Here is a 22336-nt window from a genome sequence, read left to right on the forward strand (position 1 = left end):
GGTATTTTCGGGGGTACATTTCTGTTTTTTACACCCGAAAAACCCGCGTTAGAGCCCTGTCCAAATGTTCTTCGGCAGCGACGAAAAGATGTAAGAACTACAACGTGGGCGCATTCGAGCGGAGCCAGTTGACGCAAGCTCATGGCAAATCACTAGGTATTTAACTGCTCGAATTCTGGTTCCTGGCCTGCAGCCCTGACTCTGAACGTGCTTTGACAACTATTTCTCGTCGTCTGCAAATGGGGTATTCCAGATCACCAGCTCGAGTGCGGCAGCGATCTGGATGCGATGGTCGCCAAACGGAATAGGCAGCAAGTCCTGGGCGCGCTCCAGCCGGCGCAGCAAGGTATTGCGATGGGTACCCAGCACCTCGGCGGTCTGGGTGATGTTGCAGCCATTAGCCAGGAAGGCGTGCAACGAATGCTGAAGAACCGTGGGCTCGGTCGCCAAGCGCCCCAGCGTGCTCAAGACGAACTGCCTGGCCGCGCGGGCATCCTGGGTCATCAGCGACACCATTCTCACCTGGTCAATCGTGGCAACGGCGGGTGAACCCGCCAAACGGCCCATCAACCGCTGGGTGGTCAAGGCTTCCAGGTGCGAGCGCCGGAAGCCATTCATCCCCGCGCCCGCCGAACCGATTGCCGCGCGTATCTTCGGAAATTGCCGGGCGACGTCCTGCAGCAGGTTCAGGTCCAGCGGCTTTACCGCATTGCTCCAGGCCCACAGGGTCGCAGGGCCCGCGAACACAATCAGCGGCGCTACCGTGCCCGTGAGCTGCGCCAGGGCACGCGCCATGTCTTCCAGGGGGCGAATCTCGGCGTCCGGGGTTTCGCTCCAGACGAGGCAGGCATGGTGTCTCTGCGCCAGGCTGTAGCCCAGTCGCCTGCCGAACTGCTCGGCGTCCACATCCCTGCCATCGAGCAGCCGGCTGACCAGGCTGCGTTTATCGACAGGATCGTCATGGGCCTGGGCGCTCTTTTCTTCAAGGATGATCTGCGTCACCACACGCATGTTGCTGTCGATGAATTCCGAGATCGACCGCGACGAGACCTCCAGGAATTCCTCGAGCACCACGGGATCCTGCGTCAGGCTGAAGGCCATCTTCATCCACAGGTCCCAGGCTGCGTTCTGTGTCGACCGTGCAACATTCATCAGCAGTTCGGACAACCCCCTGCGGGCGAGCTCCCTGGCCGTGTCCACCATGTCAGCGGAGACGTAGGGCTCCACCGGCTCTCCAGGACGCTGCAGGTTGGCATTGGCCCAGTGCAGCAACTCTGCCCGGTTGGCGCGCCGGCACGCTGCGAGGATAACCGGGTCCTCCAGCAACTTGGCATCCTCGGGTGAAGAGAACAGTGACTGATTCAGGCGCTCGATCCACTCGGGTGGCAGCGCCTGAGCAAGTTCGGCGCCTTTGCGCATGAGCTCGCGAACGGCTTCCGAGGGGCGTGGCCAGGGCAATGGCGTGCTGGTCATGGGCAGTGCAAATCACTCAAAAATCGTCTGGAAAGTGGTGCAGTTCGTACCTTGGCGCAAGGTCAGTGGAAACCTAGCATGAATGCACTGCCTGAACAAAAAATACAAGGAGGCACCGTGACGCTCCATGTCCTTTTTTTGGGTTTAGCGCAGTGGCAAGCGGGCCTGTTTCCTGATGCCCCTCGATTGAGCGTCGACCCGCTTCCGCCAACCGTTCCTTTCAATCTGGAGTGTTCTCAATGTCAGCCGCTCGCGACTCCATGCCAAGCCTGCCCGTGGTAACCCGCTCGACTTCCGCGCAAGAGATTGCGCTGCTGAACGACCAGGCAGGTGCGGTCATCATCCGCAACTTCATGACCCCAGAACAAGTCGTACGGATCAACAACGAACTCGACGCCCCCCTGGCCGCGCTCGATGCCGGCTCCAGGCACGAGCACGAGCTGATCGCCGAGTTCCATGGCCATCAGACCAAACGGCTTACCAACCTCGTCACCCACAGCAAGACCTTTCGCGAGGAAATCCTAGATGACGACCTCTTTCACGAACTGGGGAACGTGCTCTACGCCCCGGAGTGCGGTGACTGGTGGCTGACCACGGCCCAGTTGATCGAGATCGGCCCAGGCAACAAAGCGCAAATGCTGCACCGTGACATGATGCAGTACCATCCGTTCGTGGCCATGAACAAACATGCGCCACGCGCCATCACCAACCTGATGCTGGCGCTGACCGATTTCACCGAGGAAAACGGCGCCACGCGTTTGATTCCGGGGAGCCAGGACTGGGATGACTTCGACGATGTCGGAACCCCAGAGATGACGATTCCAGCCCTGCTAAAAGCCGGGGATGCCGTGCTGTTCGGCGGCAAGGTCGTTCACGGTGGCGGGGCCAACGTGACCGCCGACCATTACCGTCGCGGTCTGACCATCCCGATGCAGGCTTCGATCATCACGCCTGAAGAAGCCTACCCGTTGATCGTGCCGCTCGAGCTGGTGCGCACGCTTTCTCCACGGGTTCAGAAGATCCTCGGTTTCCGCTCCCAATACCCCAATGGCAGCCCTGGCCTCTGGCAGCATAACTACGCAGACCTGGCGGATTACCTTCAGCTCTAGCGTCCAGCGTTGACTTGGCTGGGCCTGAAGGTGCCACGACCACCCAAACGCCCAGGCAAGGAAACAGGCAAGGCATCGGTTTGCGATGCCTGGCCTCTGAGCGAGTGGCCGGCCCTTCACTCCTGGTAGGGCATTACCCCACGGCGTGAAAACAAGACAGGTACACCCTCGGCGTTGAACAACGCCGCCGTCAGTGAAAGGCCATCAGCGGTCTGCGTTTCCTGAAAACTGTGCCCGCCATCGCTGCTCTGCACGCTCAGCCCATCCAGCCCGACCGCCAACACACGAGAGCCCGCTACCGCTACGCTAGTGAAAGAGCCCTTGCTTTGCGTTGGCACTCGGCGAAAGCCCTTGCCGTCCGCTGAACCCTGCAACAGGGTGCCGCGCTGGCCACCCAGTAGCAGACGCCCATCGGCCAGTACCGCGCCAGACCACAGGGTGCCTTCGTAGCCGGTATCCAGGTAATGCCAGTTCTTCCCCTGGTCTTCGGAATGCAGCACCCGCCCATGCTCGGCGGTGGCGTACAGCGTGCCGCGGCTGTCGGTAAACAACCCCATCAGGTTGAGGTCGGCCCGTTTGGCCTCGGGCGGCGCTTGCACCGCCTGCTCAGCCCACGTCAGCCCCCCATCCTCGGTCGTTAGCACCAACGACCAGAGGCCTACCGCAACACCCTGCCGGGTATTGAAGAAGTGCACCGCGAACAGTGGCCGGTCTTCTTCGGTGACCAGTCGCTGGACCTGCCAGGACTCCCCGCCATCGGTGGTGGCCAGGATCGCGCCCCAGTGGCCAACCGCCCAGCCGCGTTTGGCATCCACGAAAGACACGCCCGTCAATGGCGTGGACAACGGTACCGACCTCGCCTGGCGCCACTGCATGCCTTGATCGTCGGATAACAGCACGACACCGTGGTCGCCCACGGCCACCATGCGCGCCCCCGCCCAACCGGCGGCCAGCATGGTGGCCTGCGTGGCATGGCTCGCCTGTACGGCCGGTACGGCCTGCAACGGCGCGGCCTGAATAGACATCAGCGGCACTGCTGCTGCGAGCAAGGCTGCGGTGAATGAAACCCTGAACTTCATGCTTCTCTCCTCAGTGCACCAGCGCGCCGATCATGCGCAAGGGGCGCTTACGTGGGAATACCCGCTCCAGCCACACGGCGAAGGCCGGCAGCACGGTCATGGCCATGACCATGTTGACGATGAACATGAAGGCCAGCAGCTTGCCCATGTCGGCCTGGAACTTGAGTTCCGAGAAGGCCCAGGTGGCCACGCCCACGGCCAGGGTGATGGCGGTGAAAATAGTGGCGACACCCACTTCGAGCAGCGCGTATTCCACGGCCTTGGTAATCGACTGCCCATGAGCCAGGTGCAGTTGCAGACGGTTGTAGATGTAGAAGGCGTAATCGACGCCAATGCCCACCGCCAGCACCATCACCGGCAAGGTGGCGATGGTCAGTCCGATCTGCAGCTCCTTCATGAACCAGTAGCCAATGAAGGTGCCGATGGTCAGCGGCAGGCAACACACCAGGACTGCCCGCAAGTCGCGATACACCACGAACACCAGCAATGCGATGGCGGCATAGACGTAAAGCAGCATGGGTGTTTCGCTTTTTTCCACTTCTTCGTTGATGGCTGCCAGCACCCCGGCGTTGCCCGAAGCGAGGCGCACCGAGATGCCTGGCAGGGGGTACTCGCTGCGGAATGCCTTGGCGGCATCCACTACCCGGTTGATCGTGGTGGCTTTGTGATCGGCCAGGTACAGGTGCACTGCGGACATGCTGCAGTCGGTGCGCATCAGCCCGGGCGTGCGCGCAACCTCGGTAGCCAGGGCGGCGTAGTTCATCGGGTCAATGGGCACCGCTGCCATCTTCGGGTTGCCTTCGTTGTAGCCCTCATTGAACTGGCGCATGTTGCTGGAGAACGACGCTACCGACAGGACACCGGGCACCCCCTGCATAGCCCACACGAAGCGATCCTGGTACTGGCCTAGGGCAACATCCTCGCAGGCCACCTGGCTGTCTTCGCCAGAGGGCTCCTTGTTGATTTCGAACACCACGCTGAGCCAGTCCAGGCCAATGTCGTAGTTGCCGGCGATGGAGACCGCATCGCGATTGAAGCGGGCGTCCTCGCGCAATTCCGGCGCGCCCGCCTGCAGCGTGCCAACGACACGGTCATGGCTTTGCCAGATCGCCACCAGGAATACCACCAAGGCAACGCCAAGCACCCATTGTGCCCTGCGCGGCTCGGCGAGCCGGGCCATGCCACGCAGCCAGCGGGTCCGGCGCTGCCGGGAGGCTTCCTGGGCAGCGGCGTACTTGTCATCGACACGCAGTAACGACGCCATCAACGGCAACATCACCAGGTTGGTGATGATCTTGTAGGCCACGCCAAGCGAGGCCGTGATCGCCAGCTCCCGCACCATCGGGATCGGGATCAACAGCAGCGTCACGAAGGAAACCAGCGCGGTCACCAGCGCCAGCGTCCCGGGGATCAGCAACCCCGTGAAGCTCGAACGCGCCGCCGCTTCGGCGCTCTTGCCGATGGCGATCTCGCGGACGATGAAGTTGATTTGTTGCACGCCATGGGACACCCCGATGGCGAATACCAGGAAGGGCACCAGCACCGCCAACGGGTCGAGCCCGTACCCCAACAGGCGCAGGCTACCGAACTGCCACACCAGAGAGGCCAATGAACAGACCAGCGCCAGCAGCGTGAAGCGCAGCGAGTGGCAATACCAGTACACCGCCCCCGCCGTCAGCAGCAACGCCAGCAGACAGAACTCCAGCACGGCTGAAGCCCCGTCAGCAATATCACCGATCTGCTTGGCGAAACCGATGATCTGGATTTCGAAATCGCCATCCTCGAATTGCTGGCGGATCTCTTTCTCCAGCCTGTGGTTGAACGCCACATAGTCAAGGTGCGCGCCATTGGTGTCGTATTCGTTGAGTTCCACCGTGATCATCGCACTGCTCTGATCCCGGGAAACCAGCGTGCCGATGAAACCACCCTGGGCGGTGGAGCTGGCGATCGTCGCGATGACCTGGTCATCCAGGTGCTCGGGCGAAACCGTTCCTGGTACCAGTGGGTCAGCGCGAAAACCTTCTTCGGTGATTTCGTTGACGAAGGCATTGGGCGTCCACAACGAACGCACGCTGCTGCGGGAAACCCCCGGGAGGAAGGTCACCGCCTGGGTGACGTCATACAGCCGTTTCAGGCCCGGGGCGCTCCAGATATCGCCCTGTCGGGCCTTGACCACGATGGTCAGCCGGTTCGCTCCCAGCAGGTCGTTGCGGTAGGCCTCGAATGTCTTGATGTATTCGTGGCCTACCGGCAATTGCTTTTCGAAGCCTGCATCCATACGCAGTTGCACGGCGAACCAGCCCATGATCAGCGTGAACACCGCCAGGGTCGCCAGCACCAGACGACGATGCCCGAACAACACACCCTCGACACGTGACAGCAGGCCAGGTGCCGGAGCTTCGGATAACTTTACAGAACCGTTCACGGCGGGCCTCACAAGGTGCGGGAAATCGCAACGCCGACATAGTCGCGGTCACGATAAAGCTGGTCGTAGGGCGTGTCGCCGCCCATAAACTTTGCGTAGTTGAGGGAGATCTGCCAACTGGCCGGGTTTCGCACGAAGTTCAGATACAGGTTCATGCTGCTCGCGTCCTCGGTGAAGGTCGCACTCAGGTTCGGCGTCCTGCCCCCTAGCGAGCGCGAATAGAATACACCTGGCGTGACCTGCCAGCCCGGCAGCAAGGTGCCGTCATAGGTCAGGCTGAAGTCCAGGTTGATGCCAGAGGACGTCTTGTCGCCACGGGGCTTGGGCGCTGTCGCAGGGTCCAACTGCCAGGTATTGAGCCCCGCAGCGAGTGGCTCGCCATTGACCTCGTCATGCAGCCCTGGGTATTTGATGACCACAAGCTCGGACAACAAGGTGCCCGTGCTGGCTCCGGTGAAGTCGAGCAGCGTCGGGGAGTTGGAAGGCGTGAAGCTGTACAGGCCGGTGAGGTGCCACTGGAACTTCTTTTCGTCCTTCCAGCATTTGCCGCCATTGCTGGAGCACAGGTCGATGACCGGGTTGAGCATGACCGAGTCCTTCGGCCGGTACGAAAGCTCCGTACCGACGGCCCAGTCACCGATCGGCATGTTGGCACTGATGCCATACATCATTCGGTCTTCCTGGTATTCCCAGGTGGGGGCAGCGGCGAAGGTGTCCGGGTCAAGAATGGCGACGCGCAATGACGGCAACTTGTCGTGATAACGCATCACGTAGAAGCCGTAGTTTATGTCGCTGTCCTCCGGTTGCCAGCGCAGCGAAAGGCCCCACTGGCCGCTGTCGCGGGCGTCCTTCTCGGAGAACCCGTAGTCCCCCCTGCCCTCGCCCAGCGCGTTGTTGGTGGACCAGTAGCTGCCCACCGGCGGCAACTCGCTCTTGTTCCAGCGGAACTGATAGTAGGTCTCGACGTTAACACCCGAGCCAAGGCCCGAAGCGACACTGAGCATCGGCGCGGGCAGCACGGCCTCCTTGAGCTGCACGCCGGGGCGCGCCAAGGCCTGGTAGTCGTAGGCGTTGGTGTTGTTGATGCCACCGGCCACGAACAGGCTTTCGCCCCAGTTGATCACCTGGTTGCCCAGGCGCGCACGGACCCGCTGCCCGCCCATGTCGAAGCCTTTGCTCACCCACAGGTCCAGCAGGCGAGCCTTGAAGGCGAGGTCGTCGCGGGCGTCGTCACTCAGCCCGTTGCTGCCGACGCTCTCTGGGGTGTTGAACGACAGCGTGCCGGTGGTATCGGTGGCAGCGAAGTCGCGGATCCAGGTCCCGCGCGCCATGAAGGTGAATTCCTCGGGCATCTTCAGCAACAGCTCATGGGTACCCTTGAGGTAGTTGGTGAACATGTCGCCGCGGTCGTAGTTCAGGTCGCCCTGGTCCGCCACGCCGGAACTCTGCGCCAGGCAGCCGGAGGGCACGTTGTGCCCGGTCGGCCCCTGGTTGATCAGGTTGCAGGCCCGTGACTCGGTACGCAGGCCCATGCCTGCGGTGATCGTGGAGTCGAAGGAGCCATTGAGGGTTTCGGTTTCAAATGTGAACCCCATTGCCAGTGGGGTTGCGCACACGATGACAAGGCCTGATGCTTTCGTAATTATTTTTTTCATGTGGGCTCTCGATCTGGCGTCGGTTTAGCGCTCGCTGATGGCTCGCAGGTTGTCGGAGGTGAAGAAGTCGCGTTTCAGGCGAGGGTTGCCACTGTCTTCGGTGAGCCAGCGAATATCGTTCTTGCCCGCGCCGATCGAGGTCATGTCGAACAGGTAACGATGATCGGCGAGGTTGTACTGGACCTGGGCCTGCACGTCGCACGCGCCGATCTCGTAGACGGGGATCGAGAACCCTTCACGCACCTTCCAAATCTGCCCTTGCTTGTCATAGTCAACGGCCAGCAACGGGTTCCAGCTGTCCTCGTCGATGTAGAACAGGCGCTTGGGTGCCTGGTGGCGCATGCCCTGGCGAACATTGGCCTCGACGACCCAGACACGATGCAGTTCGTAGCGGCGCGACTGTGGCGCGATGGAATCGTCGCCAGCGAAGCTTTCCACCTTGGCTGCGGTGTCATAGGCGCCAAAGGCGTTGTACGGCACCAGCAGCTCCTGCTTGCCGATCAGTTTCCAATCGAAGCGGTCCATGGCTCCGAAGAACACGTTCGCCTCATCGACGGTGTACTGGTTGTCCAGCCCGATCTGCGGAGCGTCGTAGGAATACGATGGCATGCGCCTCACCCGACGCTGGCCGGGGAAATAGTAGAAGGTGCTGGCCTGCTCGCCTGCTACAGTCGTCTGCACACCAGCCTGGCCGGCCAGCGCCGCTGGCTCCCGGTAACTGGAGAACGTGGCGTTTTCCAAGCGGCCAATGGACGAAAAAAGTGCACTGCCTTTCTTTCCCCAGGGCGTAAAGAAAAAGGTGTCTGACGACTGACGTAACCACTCCCCGCCCTTGCGCGGTGAAATGCCTGAAATGCTTTTGGGAATTTCGACACCAAGGCCGCGATAGCGCATCTTCATGTTCCACATCACCTCTGCGCCGGTACTGGGCAGAGGGAACGGGATGCCTGGCACATGGGCGTCCTCGAGGGCAACCCCTGTGGAGTCGAGCTTGGCGAAGCCAATGTTCTGCCGCGTGTTATCCGCCACGAAGTCCGGTACGCCACAGGTGCGGCGGGTCGGGTAGACGTCCATGCGATAGCCCGGAATCTTCTTGAACAGTTCGAGCTGGCCGGGGGACAGCTTGCTCGTATACTGCGTCACGCTGTTCGAGTCGATGCTGTAGAGGGGTTTGTCATCCTTGAACTTCCAGTGGTCCCCCCGCACCTGGCCATAGCTCCAGCCCCCCCCTTGCGGCCCCGGAGCAGTCCAGGCCGGAATATCCCCGCTTGAACTAGCGGCCACCTCACCGCCCAGTGGCGTCAGCTTCGAACCCAGCTCCCCCGCCCCCTGGGGTGCGGCCTGTACCGAGCACATCGCGGTCGATACCGCGAGGGTGACCAGCAGATGCCTGAAAATACAGCGGGCGGACATGTCGTCTTTCTGCCCTGTAGATACTTCTTTCATTGGAGGCTCCTCGAACAAAGGGCCTGGACCGGCTACCCGACCATCCACACGGAAATGGGCACCTATCGCAGGCTGATCATTTGACATAATCAATTGACCATGTCAAATGATCAGAAAGCAATCCATATGCCAGAAGTCTCGTGGAATGATTAAGTTAGATAAATCAGGTGTTTAGTCGACAGTGGCGATCTATGTTCATCAGATGCCTGCACCTTAATGGGAAGTAAAGAAACATGTGTTACCAGCGCATGCCCAACCATGATGCATTGCTAGTTATACTTACCCATCGCAAGCTGCCGTTTACTTTGAGCAAGCCTTAAATATTTCCATTGAAAACCCAATCATGGAAATGAATCAATTACCCATAAAAAAACCGCCCCTGGAGGCGGTAAAGAAGCGGGCCTATGGCCCGACATGGAGTTACTTCGAATCAAGAAATTGGCGGCATAACGGCGCACCTGCGCCGCTCAATTCAACGAGCATTGAGTAACGCCTCAACTGGGGCACTTCTAGAACGCTGAAGTGCACCATAGGCATAGAACGATTGCACAATCGAGTACGACCAAGTCAAGAAAGCAAAGGTCATGAATACCATCTTTGAGTCGTCACCCGGAATCGGAAAGAAGTCATACCGGAATGCTATCGTTAGCCCCGCCACACCGCCCAAGGTGGTAGCCAGCGCATGCAGAAGCTCTCTGGCACAAACCAGTCGCCAAATGAAATAGGCCAGGTACGCTGTGTACGCCAGCCACATCACCATATAAAAATAAGGCAGGAACTGCTTGAATGAACTCGACATGAAGTAAATGGCTGCAACCGTAAAGCCAGCCAGGAACAACACAATGTCATTCACCGGGGACGGTTTGTAATCGTGCGTTACCGCCATCAAGCCAAGCGTTGCAATAACAGGAATTCCAACGCCCCGGGAAAAAGCATCGAGGAATATGGCAACGTTATAATTTTCCAGCCAGCCCGTAACGAGGAAGATCGCGAAATTCGTCGCGGATATCCCGACAATCAAAAACTCTCCGCCGAGCAGATAATTTCTTCGCCCGAGGAATGCCGCCCCATAATACAGACCACAGATGATTAGCAATATACATGAGCCCAGGATACTCACTTCTATCAGTTCCACGAGAACAGCCTCTCTCAATCTGAGGATCGACATCACACTGCACGTCGAAATCGGCAGCCAATCGGACGACTATTGCAAACCCGATCAGCGGGGAAATACGGGCTGAATTATTTGACCTGCACCGGCAACTAAAGTTATACGAGCAGGTCAGCATGGCCGTGATTAGTCGACCAGAGACCTCAGGTCGCTGTCGATTTTATTCAGCGTTTCCTGAGAAATAAACCCGCCAGAATATTTCGCCGCCGTCACTAAGGCAAAGCCACGGGCCATGCCAATTTGTGGGTGTTTACCGATACCGGGCAGGTGCTTTTCAAGGATCTGGCTCGTAGTGCTGTTATCCAGCAGCTCGCCAACTTTTGAGTCGATTGAGAACGCCATGGTGTCATCTCCTTGGTTGCGCCCAAAAGGGCAGAAATTCAATACGCAGCAGGCTGTGCAAACTCAGGGGCTCAGAAGCCTTTTCCCGCCTCGGAAAACGCAGGCATGCCCAAGAGCTCTTGTGGGTCTCGCATCTGGCCATCAATTTCCACCCAGCCCAGCAGCGTGGAGCTCACACTCCAGCCCAGCAGGCGTTGCATTTCTGCGGGGAGCTGGCGAACCCGTTCAATGGGAATGGAAAGGAAGTGATTTTCTTCGAGGCGCAGGATGGCCAAGTCGTAGGCCATGGTCAGACCAGTACGAGGAGACGCTGTGGTATTGGCGCCACCGCCGTGATAGACCGACCCCAGCCACAACAGCGCAGAGCCTGCTTTCATCTCGGCGGCGATGGTTTCTTCCTGGGTCGGCCCGCGCTCGTCATCCCATTGATGACTGCCTGGAATAACGCGCGTGGCACCGTTCTCTTCGGTGAAGTCCGAGATGGCCAGCATGATCTGCAGGCGGGCCTCGCGCCCGAACTGGGGATGTCGCCACAGCGAGGTGGCATCGTCGCGGTGCAGGGGCTGGAGGCCTTGGCCCGGGCCGATCTGAATGGCCTGGGTAATGCTGAGTTGAATGTCAGGTGCCATCTCGATGCGGTCGCTGCCCACCCAGACATGGGTCGGTGTCTGCAAGATCTGCCTGGCCGCGCCGATGAACAACGGGTTTAGTGCCACCTCCACCGCTGTATCGCTTCGCCCGATGATACGACCGATACGACGGGTCTGCATGCCTGCGAAATAGGGGTCTTCTCCGCAGGGCGTGACATTCAAGTAGGTGTCCAGCTCTTCGGTGAGGCACTTGAGCGTCTCTGGCGAGACGAAATTAGCAATGATGACCCCGCCGTCACGCCGAATGATTTCCACCACTTGTTCCACCGACGCATCACTGCTGACCGTCGAGAGTTTTTGTGTATCCATCTGCCTTCTACCTGTCCGGTTTTTCATTGTTCTATCCAGCGAGCCCAGGCAACCGCCTCGTCCCACCGGCGCAACCACCACAGCAACCTTTTATGCCGCTGCCGAAGCCCGTAATGATCTGCTCGGCATTGCCATGATTATTGAATATAGTCATTTGATCAAGTCATTTGATCTGATTTTTTTTACAACCTCGCCACTGCCCCGGCCTCGGTGAGGTACGGCAGTCAGCATCTGCCTCTGGGCAATGGCCACAAACCGACGGCAAGACCGCAGACGGAAAGGGTTGCATCGACTCATCTCATGGATTGGGCCATGACTTTGCGATAGCATTCGTCACCGCCGACGCCGGACCCGGCGGTTGGCGCAAGGCCAAAAGGGGAGAACGCTGAATGGCTCGGATAGGCGCGGAAGAACGCAGACAGGATTTCATTGAAGCGACCATCAAGGTGATCGCAGAACACGGCATAGCCAACGCCACGACGCGGCGCATTGCTGCAGCGGCAGATTCGCCGCTGGCCTCGCTGCATTACGTTTTTCACACCAAGGAAGACTTGTTCTATGCGGTCTACGAGTCCTTGATCAACATGCCGCAGCAATCGCTGCAGGCTCCGGCAAACGCTCTCCCCGCCGAATCGGTAGGGGAAATGCTGCGCCAGTTGGTCAAGTGGTTCATCGCACACCCCGAACGGGCCATAACCCAGTTCGAGCTGTTCTTCTGGAACCTGCGCAATGACCCGGAAATGGCAGCGAAGATCTATACCGTTTCCATCGAAGCCACCCGACAGGCCATCCAGAAGGCGACCGGCGATGCGCTGGATCAGGCCGCACTCACCACAGTCAGTCGGCTGCTCATCAACCTTTTCGATGGTTTGCTTCTCTCCTGGACCGCCCACGGCAACCTCGAACGCCTGGAGGCTGAGACAGAAACGGCTTGCCAGGCGGTTAAGCTGCTGGTGGCCAGCTACTGAGACGTCATTCAGATTGCCGTGGTCCGGTGTGACACGGCAATCCGGTATCCATAGGGTCTGACAGACAAACGGACTGTCGCCTCTTCCCACCCAAACCCACATACCGCCCTGTCATAACGACGCCAAAACCTGGAGTCGTCCGACGCGTAATAACCCCTACCCCAATCCCACCAGGTTCAAATCGTCCCAAAAAAATAGCTTCTCGGTGCATTTTGCACCTTGCCCCAGGTAATCTGTCGCCTCATCATGGTCAAATGATCAAGTCAAAAGATCAGTCCTAAAAAACAATAATGGGAAGCCCTATGTCCTCGCACACTGCTCTTCCGGTTGAGCCACTCGATATATTGATCATGGGAGCCGGTGTGTCTGGCATCGGCGCGGCGGCCTATTTGCGACGCCATCAGCCTCACAAGACCTTCACGATTCTCGAGTCTCGTGAGCGAATGGGCGGCACCTGGGACCTGTTCCGCTATCCCGGCATCCGCTCGGACTCCGACCTGTACACCTTCGGCTTCGACTTCAAGCCCTGGACCAAGGCGAAATCCCTGGCGGACGCCGCAGACATTCTCGAGTACCTGCGTGAAGCGATCGACGAGCATGAGCTGGAGTCCTTGATCCAGTACAAGCAGAAAGTCATCTCGGCGAACTGGCAAACGGACAAGGGCTTGTGGGCGGTGCGGGTGGAGGACGGTCACCTGGGGCAGGCCCGCACAATCGAATGTCGCTGGCTGTTCAGCGCGGGCGGCTATTACAGGTACGACCAAGGATTCAGTCCCCGCTTCGAGGGAGCCGAACAGTTCAAGGGGCAGATCGTTCATCCGCAACACTGGCCAGAGAACCTGGATTACACGGGCAAACGTGTCGTAGTGATCGGCAGCGGCGCGACGGCAGTGACCCTGATTCCGGCGATGGCGGACAAAGTTGCCAGCATCACCATGCTGCAGCGTACGCCCTCCTACATCATCAACCAACCAGCCAATGATGCGATTGCGGCGTTTCTGCGCAAGGTCCTGCCCGAGCAAACCGCTTACTCTCTGACACGCTACAAGAACGCCAGGATCACCCTGGCCTTCTGGGCCTTCTGCCAGCGCTTCCCCAAGCTTTCCCGCAAACTGCTGCTGTGGCTGACGCGCAAGGAGCTGCCGAAAGGCTACCCGGTCGACGTCCATTTCAATCCGCCCTACAACCCTTGGGACCAGCGCTTGTGCACGGTACCTGAAGGCGATCTGTTCAAGGCGATCAGCGCGGGTAAGGCCGACATCGTCACCGACCATATCGAGCGGTTCACCGAATCCGGCCTGTTGCTGAAATCCGGCAAGGCGTTGGAAGCTGACATCGTAATTACCGCCACGGGGCTGAATGTGCAGATGTTCGGGGGGATCAGTCTGTACAAGGACGATAAGCCAGTGGTGCTGAGCGACACTCTCGCCTACAAAGGAACTATGCTATCCGGTGTACCCAACTTCGCGTTCGCGGTGGGCTACACCAACTCCTCCTGGACCCTGAAAGTGTGCCTGCTGTGCGATCACTTCTGTCGCCTGCTGGGTTTCATGGACAACCACGGCTACAACGTTTGCGAACCCCGGGCGCCAGACGGGATCCAGACCCGCCCTCTGCTGGATTTCGGTGCCGGTTATGTGCAACGCGCCTTGGACAGCATTCCGCGCCAAGGGCCAAGCGAGCCCTGGGTGATGTCGATGGACTACTTCCGCGATACCAAACTCCTGCGCCGCGGCGCTGTGGCTGACAAGTGCCTGGCGTTCTCCTCCGTACCCAGCACGCCCCTGCGCGCGAACGTCGAGCTGCAACAACAGGGTAGCCGCGGATGAGCCCCGATCGCTTCTGCGAACTGCCTGGCGAGCGCCCCCTTTGCTATCGCAGCCACGGGTCCGAAACAGCGCCAGCGGTGATGCTCATCGTCGGCCTGGGGCTGCAATTGACCTACTGGCCGCAACCGATCATCGCCGGCCTGGTCGAGCGGGGGTTTCGGGTCATCACGCTGGACAACCGCGACTCGGGCCGGTCGTTCTTCACCGACGTAGTGCCTCCCACGGCCATGCAGCAGTTCTTGCGCAAGCGCACCCCCGGCTATGACCTGGGTGACATGGCCAACGACGTGATCGGGCTCATGAACGGCCTGAACCTGGCAACGGCGCACGTGGTGGGCATGTCGATGGGCGGCATGATCGCCCAGACCCTCGCTGCCCGTTACCCCGAGCGTATCAGGACGCTCACCTCGATCTTCTCGACCACCGGATCGCTGCGCGTCGGCCAGCCGGCGTTGAAATCCATTCGGCAGCTGCTGCGCCGCCCGCCGCGCAGCGAGCAGGAAAGCGTTCGCGACTACCTGGACATCATGCGCCTGATCGGCTCGACCCTGGAGTGGAATGAGCCCGCCTTCCGTGACTATGCCCTGTTGGCCTGGGAGCGAGGCGGTGGCGAGGCCAGCAACATCTGCACGGCCAGGCAGATCGGCGCGATCATCAATTCCGGCGACCGCACCCAGGAACTGCAACGGATTCGTTGCCGCACCCTGGTCATCCATGGCGATGAAGATCTCATGGTCGCGCCCAGCGGCGGGTACGCCACAGCCGCAGCTATCCGTGGTTCCAGCCTGGTGCTGCTGCCCGGGATGGGGCACGACTTCCCGCCTTGCCTGTCCGGCACGCTGCTGTCCCTGCTGGCAGGACACATGCTGTAGCGCGATCACCCTTTCAGGGGCGTGCAGCTTGGCCGCCCCTCTTTTTCCCCCCGAAGGAGGCCTTTGACCACAGCTTCAAGCAAAACCCACAACAACAAAATGCTGGCTTGTGCGAATTGCCAGGCCACACATCACCCGCTCGAGCTGTTATCCACGGCCTGGCGCAAGTGCTCCTCTACTGCCCTTTCAACAATGACAACAATTGAGCAAGAGGTACGTATGGACTTCAAGTTTTTACTCCCCAGCAAAGTCGTGATGGAACCTGGTCTGCGCGAGCGCACCGGTGAACACCTGCACTCACTTGGCCTGGCCCGCGTGCTCATCGTGACCGATCCTGGGGTCAAGGCGGCGGGCCTGCTGGACAGCGTCTACGCCAGCCTGGAGAAGGCAGGCATCGCCTTCGAGGAAGTGTCGGACATCAAGGCCAATCCGCGCAGCGAGGACGTCAATCAGATCGCGCAGCGATACCGCGGCAAAGGTATCGATGGCTTGCTAGCCATCGGCGGTGGCAGTGCTATGGATGCAGCCAAGGCCATCAGCGTGCTGCTCAGCCATGAGGGTCGGATCGAGGACTACGAAGGGTCGTTCACGCTCACCCATGCCATCCCGCCTATCGTTGCCATTCCGACCACGGCTGGCACCGGCAGCGAAGTAACCTGCTTCTCGGTGATCACCGACACCGCCCGTCATTACAAGATGAGCGTGCATGATTACCGACTCGGGCCAGTCCTGGCCTTGCTTGACTCTCATATCCTCGACACGCTGCCCGCGTCGATTGCCGCCGCAACCGGCATGGATGCCCTGACCCACGCCATCGAAGCCTACACCTGCCGCGTGTCGAACCCCATCAGCGACGGCCTGGCGCTGCATGCCATCCGCCTGATCAGCCAACACCTCAAGCCCGCCGTGCTGGAACCCGGCAACCTGCACGCCCGCGAGCAGATGCTGGTGGCCAGCCTGATCGCCGGCATGGCCTTCGGCAACGCGGACGTCGCCAGCGTGCACTGCATTTCCGAAGCCATCGGTGGCATGTACGACACGCCACACGGCATGGGCAACGCGATCTTCCTGCCCTTCGTGTTCGGCCATAACCGTGACGCCGACATCATCCGCCACGCGCAAGTCGCCTACGCGCTGGGTATCGACCCCAACCTTTCGCCGGCCGAGGCCGCCGAGGCCGCCGTCGGCTACCTGTTCCAGATGAGCAGGGACCTGGGCATCCCCCGCTTCGCCGAGGTGAAAGGCGTGCGCGAGGAAGACTTCCTGGCCATCGCTGAAAAGTCGAAGAAGAACTTCTCCGATGGCAGCAATGCCAAGGAAATGACCGTGGAAACCTACCGTGAAATCGTCGCCACCGCTTACCACTTCGTAGCGTGAGGGATGTCAGTCATGAGCGAATCACCCCCCAGCGCTTCGCTGAAGCGCACCCTGGGCCCGTTTTCGGTCCTGCTGTTCGGCCTGGCGTTCCTTGCCCCGTTGATCGTCTTCGGCACCTATGGCGTGATCTCGCAGGCCAGTGGCAACACCACGGCGATGGCCTACCTGATCGCAGCGACCGGCGTGGTGTTCACGGCGTTGAGCTATGGCCGGCTGGTCAGGGTGTTCCCGGTAGCCGGTTCGGCCTACACCTATACCCGCAAGATGCTGAGCGCGAACCTTGGCTTCATGGTGGGCTGGGCCGCCCTGCTGGATTACTTCTTCATTCCGATGCTGATCTGGCTGCTTGGCGCCAGCTACCTCAACATGGCCTTTCCAGAGGTGCCGCAGTGGGTGTGGATCACCGGGTTCATCGTGTCCACCTCGCTGCTGAATGTTTTGGGCATCCAGGTCGCCAACCGCTTCAACGTGCTGTTGATGGTCGCGCAACTGGCGATCATCGTCGTGTTCATCAGCCTGTGCGTGCGTTACATCGTGGCAGTAAACGGCCCAGGCGGGCTGCTGTCGGCCAAGCCGTTCTTCAACCAGGACGTGCCCTTCGCCACCAGCATGGCCGGCGCCGCCATTGCCGCGTACTCGTTCCTGGGCTTTGACGCGCTGTCCACGCTCAGCGAGGAAACCCGCGACCCGGGTCGCACGCTGCCGCGTGCCATCCTGCTGGTCGCCTTGATCGGCGGCTCGGTCTACGTCGGCTCCTCGTACTTCATGTACCTGGCGCACCCCTCCCCCACCTTCGAGTTCGTGGATGGGGCCGCCTTCGAGATCGCCCGCATGATCGGCGGCGACCTGTTCTTCGCCGTGGTCCTGGCGGGGATCATCATCGCCCACTTCGCCGCGGGCATGTCGTTCCAGGCCAGCGTGGGCCGGCTGCTGTACGCCCTGGGCCGGGACAACCAACTGCCGCGCAAGCTGTTCGGGGCCTTGCACCCTCGCTACAAGACCCCGGTCTTCAACATCCTGCTCTGCGGCATTTTCGGCACCGCGGGCTTTGGCCTGACGATCGCCACCGCGACGTCGCTGGTCAACTTCGGCGCGTTTCTCGCCTTCACCGCCGTCAACCTCTGCGCGTTGCGGCTCACCTTCGACGCACAGGTCAAGGACGGCGCTGGCCTGCTGCGCGGCGTGCTCTTTCCACTCATCGGCCTGGTCACGGCCGGCTGGATGCTGGCCAGCCTGGATAAAGACGCACTGATCATGGGCTGTATCTGGCTCGCCCTAGGCGCGGTTTACCTCGCCTGCCGGACCAGTTTCTTCCGCAACCCGGTGCCCGACGCGCTGGCGTAGCGGCCACCTTCCAATCGAATGCCCTGACGACAACCACAAGGCAAGGCCCTCGCCTTGCCGTTCAATGGCGAGAATCGACATGCAAACCAAACTCCTGATCAACGGTGCCCTGGTGGCCGGCGAAGGCGAAAACCTCGACGTGTACAACCCATCCCTGGGCAGCGTCCTGGTACAGACCACCGAAGCCAGCCGCGCCCAGGTCCATGCCGCGGTGCAAAGCGCCGATGCGGCCTTCGACGCCTGGTCGCAAACGCCGCCCAAGGACCGCGCGGCACTGCTGCTCAAGCTCGCGGACAGCATCGATGCCCAGGCGCCGGTGTTCGCCCGTCTGGAGGCGGACAACTGCGGCAAGCCGTTCACCGCCGTGCTGCAGGACGAACTGCCTGCCGTATCCGACGTGTTCCGCTTCTTTGCCGGCGCCGTGCGCTGCCTGCAGGGCTCGGCGGCGGGCGAGTACATCCCGGGGCACACCTCGATGATCCGCCGCGACCCGGTGGGCGTGGTCGCCTCCATCGCGCCGTGGAACTACCCCCTGCTGATGGCGGCCTGGAAACTGGGCCCGGCCTTGGCCGGCGGCAACACCGTCGTGCTCAAGCCGTCGGAACACACGCCGATGAGCACCTTGAAACTGGGCGAGTTGCTCGCCGACATCTTCCCCGCCGGCGTGGTCAATATCGTCCACGGCCGCGGCGCCTCGGTGGGTGAGCCGCTCACCAGCCACGCCCAGGTGCGCATGGTGTCGCTGACCGGCTCCGTGCGCACCGGCAGCAGCATCATCGAAGGCACCGCCGACAGCGTCAAACGCATGCACATGGAGCTCGGTGGCAAGGCGCCGGTGTTGATCTTCGACGATGCCGACATCGACGCCGCCGTCGAAGGCATCCGCGCCTTCGGCTTCTACAACGCCGGCCAGGACTGCACCGCCGCCTGCCGCCTCTATGTGCAGAAGGCGGTGTACCCGGAGTTCGTGCGCAAGCTCGGCGAAGCCGTGTCCAGCATCAAGTGCGGGCTTCAGGATGACCCGGCGACCGAGATGGGCCCGCTGATCACCCAAGAGCACCTGGAACGTGTCGAGGGCTTCGTCAACCGTGCCAAGGAGCTGCCTCACATCGAGGTGGTCACCGGCGGCAAGCGCGCTGCGGGTGGCGGCTTCTTCTTCGAGCCGACGGTCCTGGCCGGCGCCACGCAGCAGGACGAGGTGGTGTGCCGTGAAATCTTCGGTCCGGTGGTGACGGTTTCGTCATTCGAAGACGAAGCCCAGGCACTGGCATGGGCCAATGAGTCGGACTACGGCCTGGCCTCGTCGGTGTGGACCGCCGATGTGGGTCGCGCCCATCGCCTGGCCGCTCGCCTGCAATACGGCTGCACCTGGGTCAACACCCATTTCATGCTGGTGAGCGAAATGCCCCATGGCGGCGTGAAGCTGTCCGGCTACGGCAAGGACCTGTCGATGTACGGGCTGGAAGACTACACGGTGGTTCGCCACGTGATGTTCAAGCACTGACCGCCCACCACCCCGATAGCCCAGATCATTTTTTCAAGAGGTTTGCATGAACAACATCGAGACGTTCGAAAGGCTCGAGTCCAACGTGCGGATGTACTGCCGTGACCTGCCACTGGTGTTCGATACCGCCCAAGGCAGCAAGATCCGAGGTGAAGATGGCCGCGAATACCTGGACTTCTTCGCTGGCGCCGGCGCCCTGAACTATGGCCACAACGACCCGCGCATGCGCGATGCCTTGATCGCGTACCTGTCGTCCAACGGCGTGACCCACGCCCTCGACCTGCACACCACCACCAAGCGCCAGTTCCTCGAGGCGATCGAGCGCGACCTGTTCAAGCCACGCGGCTGGGACTACAAGGTGCAGTTCACCGGCCCGACCGGTGCCGACGCCGTCGAGGCGGCGTTGAAGCTGGCGCGCAAGGCGACAGGGCGCACCAAGGTCGTCTCGTTCTACGGGGCTTACCACGGCATGACCGCCGGCGCCCTGGCCGTCACCGGCAACCGCACTCGCCGTGGCCCTGGGCTTTCCACCGACGTGGTGTTCGTGCCATACGAAGACAGCCCCTACGGCGAATTCGACAGCATTGGCTTCCTCGAGCGCCTGGCCAACGACCAGGGCAGCGGCTCGGAGCTGCCGGCCGCGGTGATCGTCGAGTCCGTGCAGATCCAGGCCGGCGTCTACCCGGCCTCCAACGCATGGCTGCAACGCTTGCGCAAGTGGACCAGCGATCATGGCGTGTTGCTCATCTGCGACGAGATCCAGGCCGGCTGTGGGCGCACCGGCGACTTCTTCGGCTTCGAGCGCTCCGGGGTGGTGCCAGACCTGATCACCTGCGCCAAATCGATCGGCGGCTTCGGCCTGCCGATGGCGATCGTATTGATTCGCGCCGGGCTGGATGTATGGCAACCGGGCGATCACATCGGCACCTTCCGCGGCAACCAGCTGGCGTTCCTGACGGCCCAGATTGCGTTCGGCTATTGGCGCGACGAGTCGTTCCTGAAGTTGCTGGCCACCAACTGCGCAGCCATGGAGCGCGCGGTGGCCGGTTTCGCGGAAATTCCAGGCGTCGCCTCCGCGCGCTGTCGCGGCATGATCGCCGGCATCGACTTCGGCCGCGGCAACGTCGCCTTCGCCAAGGATGCCCAGCAGCGTGTGCTGCAGGCGGGTGTGCTGGTCGACCGCTGCGGCCCGAACGGCGAAATCATCAAGCTGATGCCACCGGTGAACACCCCGACCGACCAGCTCGAAGAAGGCCTGAAAGCCTTCGGTGAATCGGTCGCGGCAGCGCTGAGCCAGTAACTGCACGGGCCTGTCGTGCGGCCCGTATCGATACAGGTGCCGTACGCAGGCTCATCGCATGCAGTGGACAACCACCGTGGCAGGAAATCACGTCAATGAGCAACGTCACTTCAACCGCCCAGAATGACCTGGCTTCATTCATCCACCCCAACACCAACCTGGCGCAGCACCAGGAAGTCGGGCCCTTCGTGATCGCCGGCGGCGATGGCGTGCGGGTCTTCGATGAGCAAGGCAACGCCTACATCGAGGCGATGTCGGGGCTGTGGAGCGTTGCCTTGGGCTTCAGTGAACAGCGCCTGGTCGACGCCGCCGTCGAACAGTTCAGGCAACTGCCCTACTACCACAGCTTCAGCCACAAGACCAATGCCCCGGCGGCAGCGCTCGCCGCCAAGCTGGCCGAGCTGGCGCCGGGCGACCTGAACCACGTGTTCTTCACCAACTCAGGCTCCGAAGCCAACGACTCGATGGTGAAGATGGTCTGGTACGTGAACAACGCGCTGGGCAAACCGCACAAGAAGACGTTCATCTCTCGCCAGCAGGCCTACCACGGCGCCACCGTCGCCGCCGGGAGCCTGACCGGCATCCCCCCGATTCATCGCGACTTCGACCTGCCGGCCATCCCGGTTCATCACCTGACGTGCCCGAACTTCTACCGGTTTGCCCGGCCTGGAGAAACGCAGGAAGCCTTTTCGGCCCGCCTGGCGAACGAACTGGAGCGCTACATCCTCGCGCAAGGGCCGGAAACCATTGCCGCCTTCATCGGCGAACCGGTGATCGCAGCGGGCGGCGTGATCCCTCCTCCCACCGGCTACTGGGCGGCGATCCAGGCCGTGTGCAAGCGCTACGACATCCTCGTGGTGATCGATGAGATCGTCACCGGTTTCGGCAGGCTGGGCACGATGTTCGGGGCTCAGCTGTACGACATCCAGCCCGACATCATGGTGCTCTCCAAGCAACTCACCTCGTCCTACCAGCCGCTGGCGGCCGTGGTGGTGTCCGATGCCATCAACGATGTGCTGGTGAGCCAGAGCCAGCGCCTGGGCGCATTCGCCCACGGCCTGACCTGCACGGGCCACCCTGTCGCCACCGCGGTTGCGCTGGAAAACATCCGCATCATCGAAGAGCGCGACCTGGTTGGCCATGTGCAGCACCTGGCCCCTGTGTTCCAGCGCCACCTGCGCGCGTTCGAAGACCACCCGCTGGTGGGCAACGTCCGAGGCGTCGGGCTGATGGGCGGGATCGAACTGGTCGCGGACAAGGCCACCGGCCAACCGTTCGCCCAACCAGGTGCACTGGGTGGCTACGTGTTCAAACAGGCCCACAAGCACGGCCTGATCATTCGCGCCATCTACGACACGATCGCGTTCTGCCCGCCGTTGATCACCACGCAGGACGATACCGAAGCGATCTTCAGCGCCTTCGAGCGCACGTTGGCTGACGCGACGGGCTGGGCGCGATCGCAGAACCTGCTGTGAGCAAAAGG

Annotated in this window: 17 protein-coding genes; 9 read left to right on the top strand and 8 right to left on the bottom strand. The window is 61.2% G+C overall.

Translation table 11 applies throughout. From position 1 onward, the window contains the following. Positions 1 to 219 precede the first annotated feature (219 nt). On the bottom strand, positions 220 to 1473 hold the full coding sequence (locus CAG22_RS15955) for a CdaR family transcriptional regulator (protein WP_218191634.1): 1254 nt from the start codon (positions 1471 to 1473) through the stop codon (positions 220 to 222). 239 nt (positions 1474 to 1712) lie between these two features. Between CAG22_RS15955 and CAG22_RS15960 the strand changes: the two genes are divergently transcribed. Then, a complete protein-coding gene (locus CAG22_RS15960; protein ID WP_085663852.1) occupies positions 1713 to 2582 on the top strand; it encodes a phytanoyl-CoA dioxygenase family protein in 870 nt (289 codons plus the stop codon). Between the two features lie 116 nt (positions 2583 to 2698). On the opposite strand, the gene CAG22_RS15965 is transcribed toward CAG22_RS15960, so the two are convergent. The 7 genes from CAG22_RS15965 to CAG22_RS15995 all read right to left on the bottom strand — a co-directional run bounded on the left by CAG22_RS15965 (position 2699) and on the right by CAG22_RS15995 (position 11659). Beyond that, positions 2699 to 3661 carry a YCF48-related protein gene (locus tag CAG22_RS15965; RefSeq protein WP_085663853.1) on the bottom strand — a complete coding sequence of 321 codons (963 nt, stop codon included), beginning with the start codon at positions 3659 to 3661 and terminating at the stop codon, positions 2699 to 2701. A gap of 10 nt (positions 3662 to 3671) precedes the next feature. Then, on the bottom strand, positions 3672 to 6086 hold the full coding sequence (locus tag CAG22_RS15970; protein WP_085705767.1) for an RND family transporter: 2415 nt from the start codon (positions 6084 to 6086) through the stop codon (positions 3672 to 3674). 8 nt (positions 6087 to 6094) lie between these two features. Next, positions 6095 to 7741, bottom strand: coding sequence for a DUF1302 domain-containing protein (locus CAG22_RS15975; protein WP_371916857.1), 1647 nt, complete (start codon positions 7739 to 7741; stop codon positions 6095 to 6097). A 24-nt stretch (positions 7742 to 7765) separates the two neighbouring features. Next, positions 7766 to 9154, bottom strand: coding sequence for a DUF1329 domain-containing protein (locus CAG22_RS15980; RefSeq protein ID WP_371858537.1), 1389 nt, complete (start codon positions 9152 to 9154; stop codon positions 7766 to 7768). A gap of 505 nt (positions 9155 to 9659) precedes the next feature. Continuing rightward, complete coding sequence (locus CAG22_RS15985) at positions 9660 to 10307, bottom strand: hypothetical protein (protein ID WP_139833475.1); 648 nt, start codon at positions 10305 to 10307, stop codon at positions 9660 to 9662. A gap of 177 nt (positions 10308 to 10484) precedes the next feature. After that, a complete protein-coding gene (locus CAG22_RS15990) occupies positions 10485 to 10700 on the bottom strand; it encodes a hypothetical protein (RefSeq protein ID WP_054905267.1) in 216 nt (71 codons plus the stop codon). Between the two features lie 71 nt (positions 10701 to 10771). Beyond that, a complete protein-coding gene (locus CAG22_RS15995; RefSeq protein WP_085663920.1) occupies positions 10772 to 11659 on the bottom strand; it encodes a phytanoyl-CoA dioxygenase family protein in 888 nt (295 codons plus the stop codon). Between the two features lie 389 nt (positions 11660 to 12048). Here CAG22_RS15995 and CAG22_RS16000 point away from each other — a divergent pair, with 389 nt between their 5' ends. From CAG22_RS16000 to CAG22_RS16035, 8 genes are all read left to right on the top strand, one after another. After that, entirely contained in the window at positions 12049 to 12627 is a 579-nt protein-coding gene (locus CAG22_RS16000; protein ID WP_085663858.1) for a TetR/AcrR family transcriptional regulator, read from the top strand. Between the two features lie 302 nt (positions 12628 to 12929). Further along, positions 12930 to 14456, top strand: a complete 1527-nt coding sequence (locus CAG22_RS16005) for an NAD(P)/FAD-dependent oxidoreductase (RefSeq protein WP_085663859.1) — start codon at positions 12930 to 12932, stop codon at positions 14454 to 14456. Then, on the top strand, positions 14453 to 15328 hold the full coding sequence (locus CAG22_RS16010) for an alpha/beta fold hydrolase (protein ID WP_085663860.1): 876 nt from the start codon (positions 14453 to 14455) through the stop codon (positions 15326 to 15328). Before CAG22_RS16005 ends, CAG22_RS16010 begins: the two co-directional genes overlap by 4 nt. Positions 15329 to 15547: 219 nt before the next feature. Then, positions 15548 to 16705 (top strand): iron-containing alcohol dehydrogenase, encoded by a 1158-nt coding sequence (locus tag CAG22_RS16015; protein WP_085663861.1) that lies wholly within the window; start codon positions 15548 to 15550, stop codon positions 16703 to 16705. Positions 16706 to 16717: 12 nt separating this feature from the next. Continuing rightward, entirely contained in the window at positions 16718 to 18049 is a 1332-nt protein-coding gene (locus CAG22_RS16020; RefSeq protein WP_085705770.1) for an APC family permease, read from the top strand. A gap of 79 nt (positions 18050 to 18128) precedes the next feature. Then, positions 18129 to 19553: a gamma-aminobutyraldehyde dehydrogenase gene (locus CAG22_RS16025; protein WP_085705771.1), complete on the top strand. Its 1425-nt coding sequence runs from the start codon at positions 18129 to 18131 to the stop codon at positions 19551 to 19553. A 46-nt stretch (positions 19554 to 19599) separates the two neighbouring features. After that, positions 19600 to 20853, top strand: a complete 1254-nt coding sequence (locus CAG22_RS16030; RefSeq protein WP_085663864.1) for a diaminobutyrate--2-oxoglutarate transaminase — start codon at positions 19600 to 19602, stop codon at positions 20851 to 20853. A gap of 95 nt (positions 20854 to 20948) precedes the next feature. After that, on the top strand, positions 20949 to 22328 hold the full coding sequence (locus tag CAG22_RS16035; protein WP_085705772.1) for an aspartate aminotransferase family protein: 1380 nt from the start codon (positions 20949 to 20951) through the stop codon (positions 22326 to 22328). Positions 22329 to 22336: the final 8 nt, after the last annotated feature.

Source organism: Pseudomonas sp. B8(2017) (genome assembly GCF_002113575.1).
In the GTDB taxonomy this organism is placed as follows: Bacteria; Pseudomonadota; Gammaproteobacteria; order Pseudomonadales; family Pseudomonadaceae; genus Aquipseudomonas; species Aquipseudomonas putida_Z.

Coding starts and splice junctions, on each gene's coding strand:
- CAG22_RS15955 (WP_218191634.1), bottom strand. CDS start 1,473: ATGACCAGCACGCCATTGCCCTGGCCACGCCCCTCGGAAGCCGTTCGC.
- CAG22_RS15960 (WP_085663852.1), top strand. CDS start 1,713: ATGTCAGCCGCTCGCGACTCCATGCCAAGCCTGCCCGTGGTAACCCGC.
- CAG22_RS15965 (WP_085663853.1), bottom strand. CDS start 3,661: ATGAAGTTCAGGGTTTCATTCACCGCAGCCTTGCTCGCAGCAGCAGTG.
- CAG22_RS15975 (WP_371916857.1), bottom strand. CDS start 7,741: ATGAAAAAAATAATTACGAAAGCATCAGGCCTTGTCATCGTGTGCGCA.
- CAG22_RS15980 (WP_371858537.1), bottom strand. CDS start 9,154: ATGTCCGCCCGCTGTATTTTCAGGCATCTGCTGGTCACCCTCGCGGTA.
- CAG22_RS15990 (WP_054905267.1), bottom strand. CDS start 10,700: ATGGCGTTCTCAATCGACTCAAAAGTTGGCGAGCTGCTGGATAACAGC.
- CAG22_RS15995 (WP_085663920.1), bottom strand. CDS start 11,659: ATGGATACACAAAAACTCTCGACGGTCAGCAGTGATGCGTCGGTGGAA.
- CAG22_RS16000 (WP_085663858.1), top strand. CDS start 12,049: ATGGCTCGGATAGGCGCGGAAGAACGCAGACAGGATTTCATTGAAGCG.
- CAG22_RS16005 (WP_085663859.1), top strand. CDS start 12,930: ATGTCCTCGCACACTGCTCTTCCGGTTGAGCCACTCGATATATTGATC.
- CAG22_RS16010 (WP_085663860.1), top strand. CDS start 14,453: ATGAGCCCCGATCGCTTCTGCGAACTGCCTGGCGAGCGCCCCCTTTGC.
- CAG22_RS16015 (WP_085663861.1), top strand. CDS start 15,548: ATGGACTTCAAGTTTTTACTCCCCAGCAAAGTCGTGATGGAACCTGGT.
- CAG22_RS16020 (WP_085705770.1), top strand. CDS start 16,718: ATGAGCGAATCACCCCCCAGCGCTTCGCTGAAGCGCACCCTGGGCCCG.
- CAG22_RS16025 (WP_085705771.1), top strand. CDS start 18,129: ATGCAAACCAAACTCCTGATCAACGGTGCCCTGGTGGCCGGCGAAGGC.
- CAG22_RS16030 (WP_085663864.1), top strand. CDS start 19,600: ATGAACAACATCGAGACGTTCGAAAGGCTCGAGTCCAACGTGCGGATG.
- CAG22_RS16035 (WP_085705772.1), top strand. CDS start 20,949: ATGAGCAACGTCACTTCAACCGCCCAGAATGACCTGGCTTCATTCATC.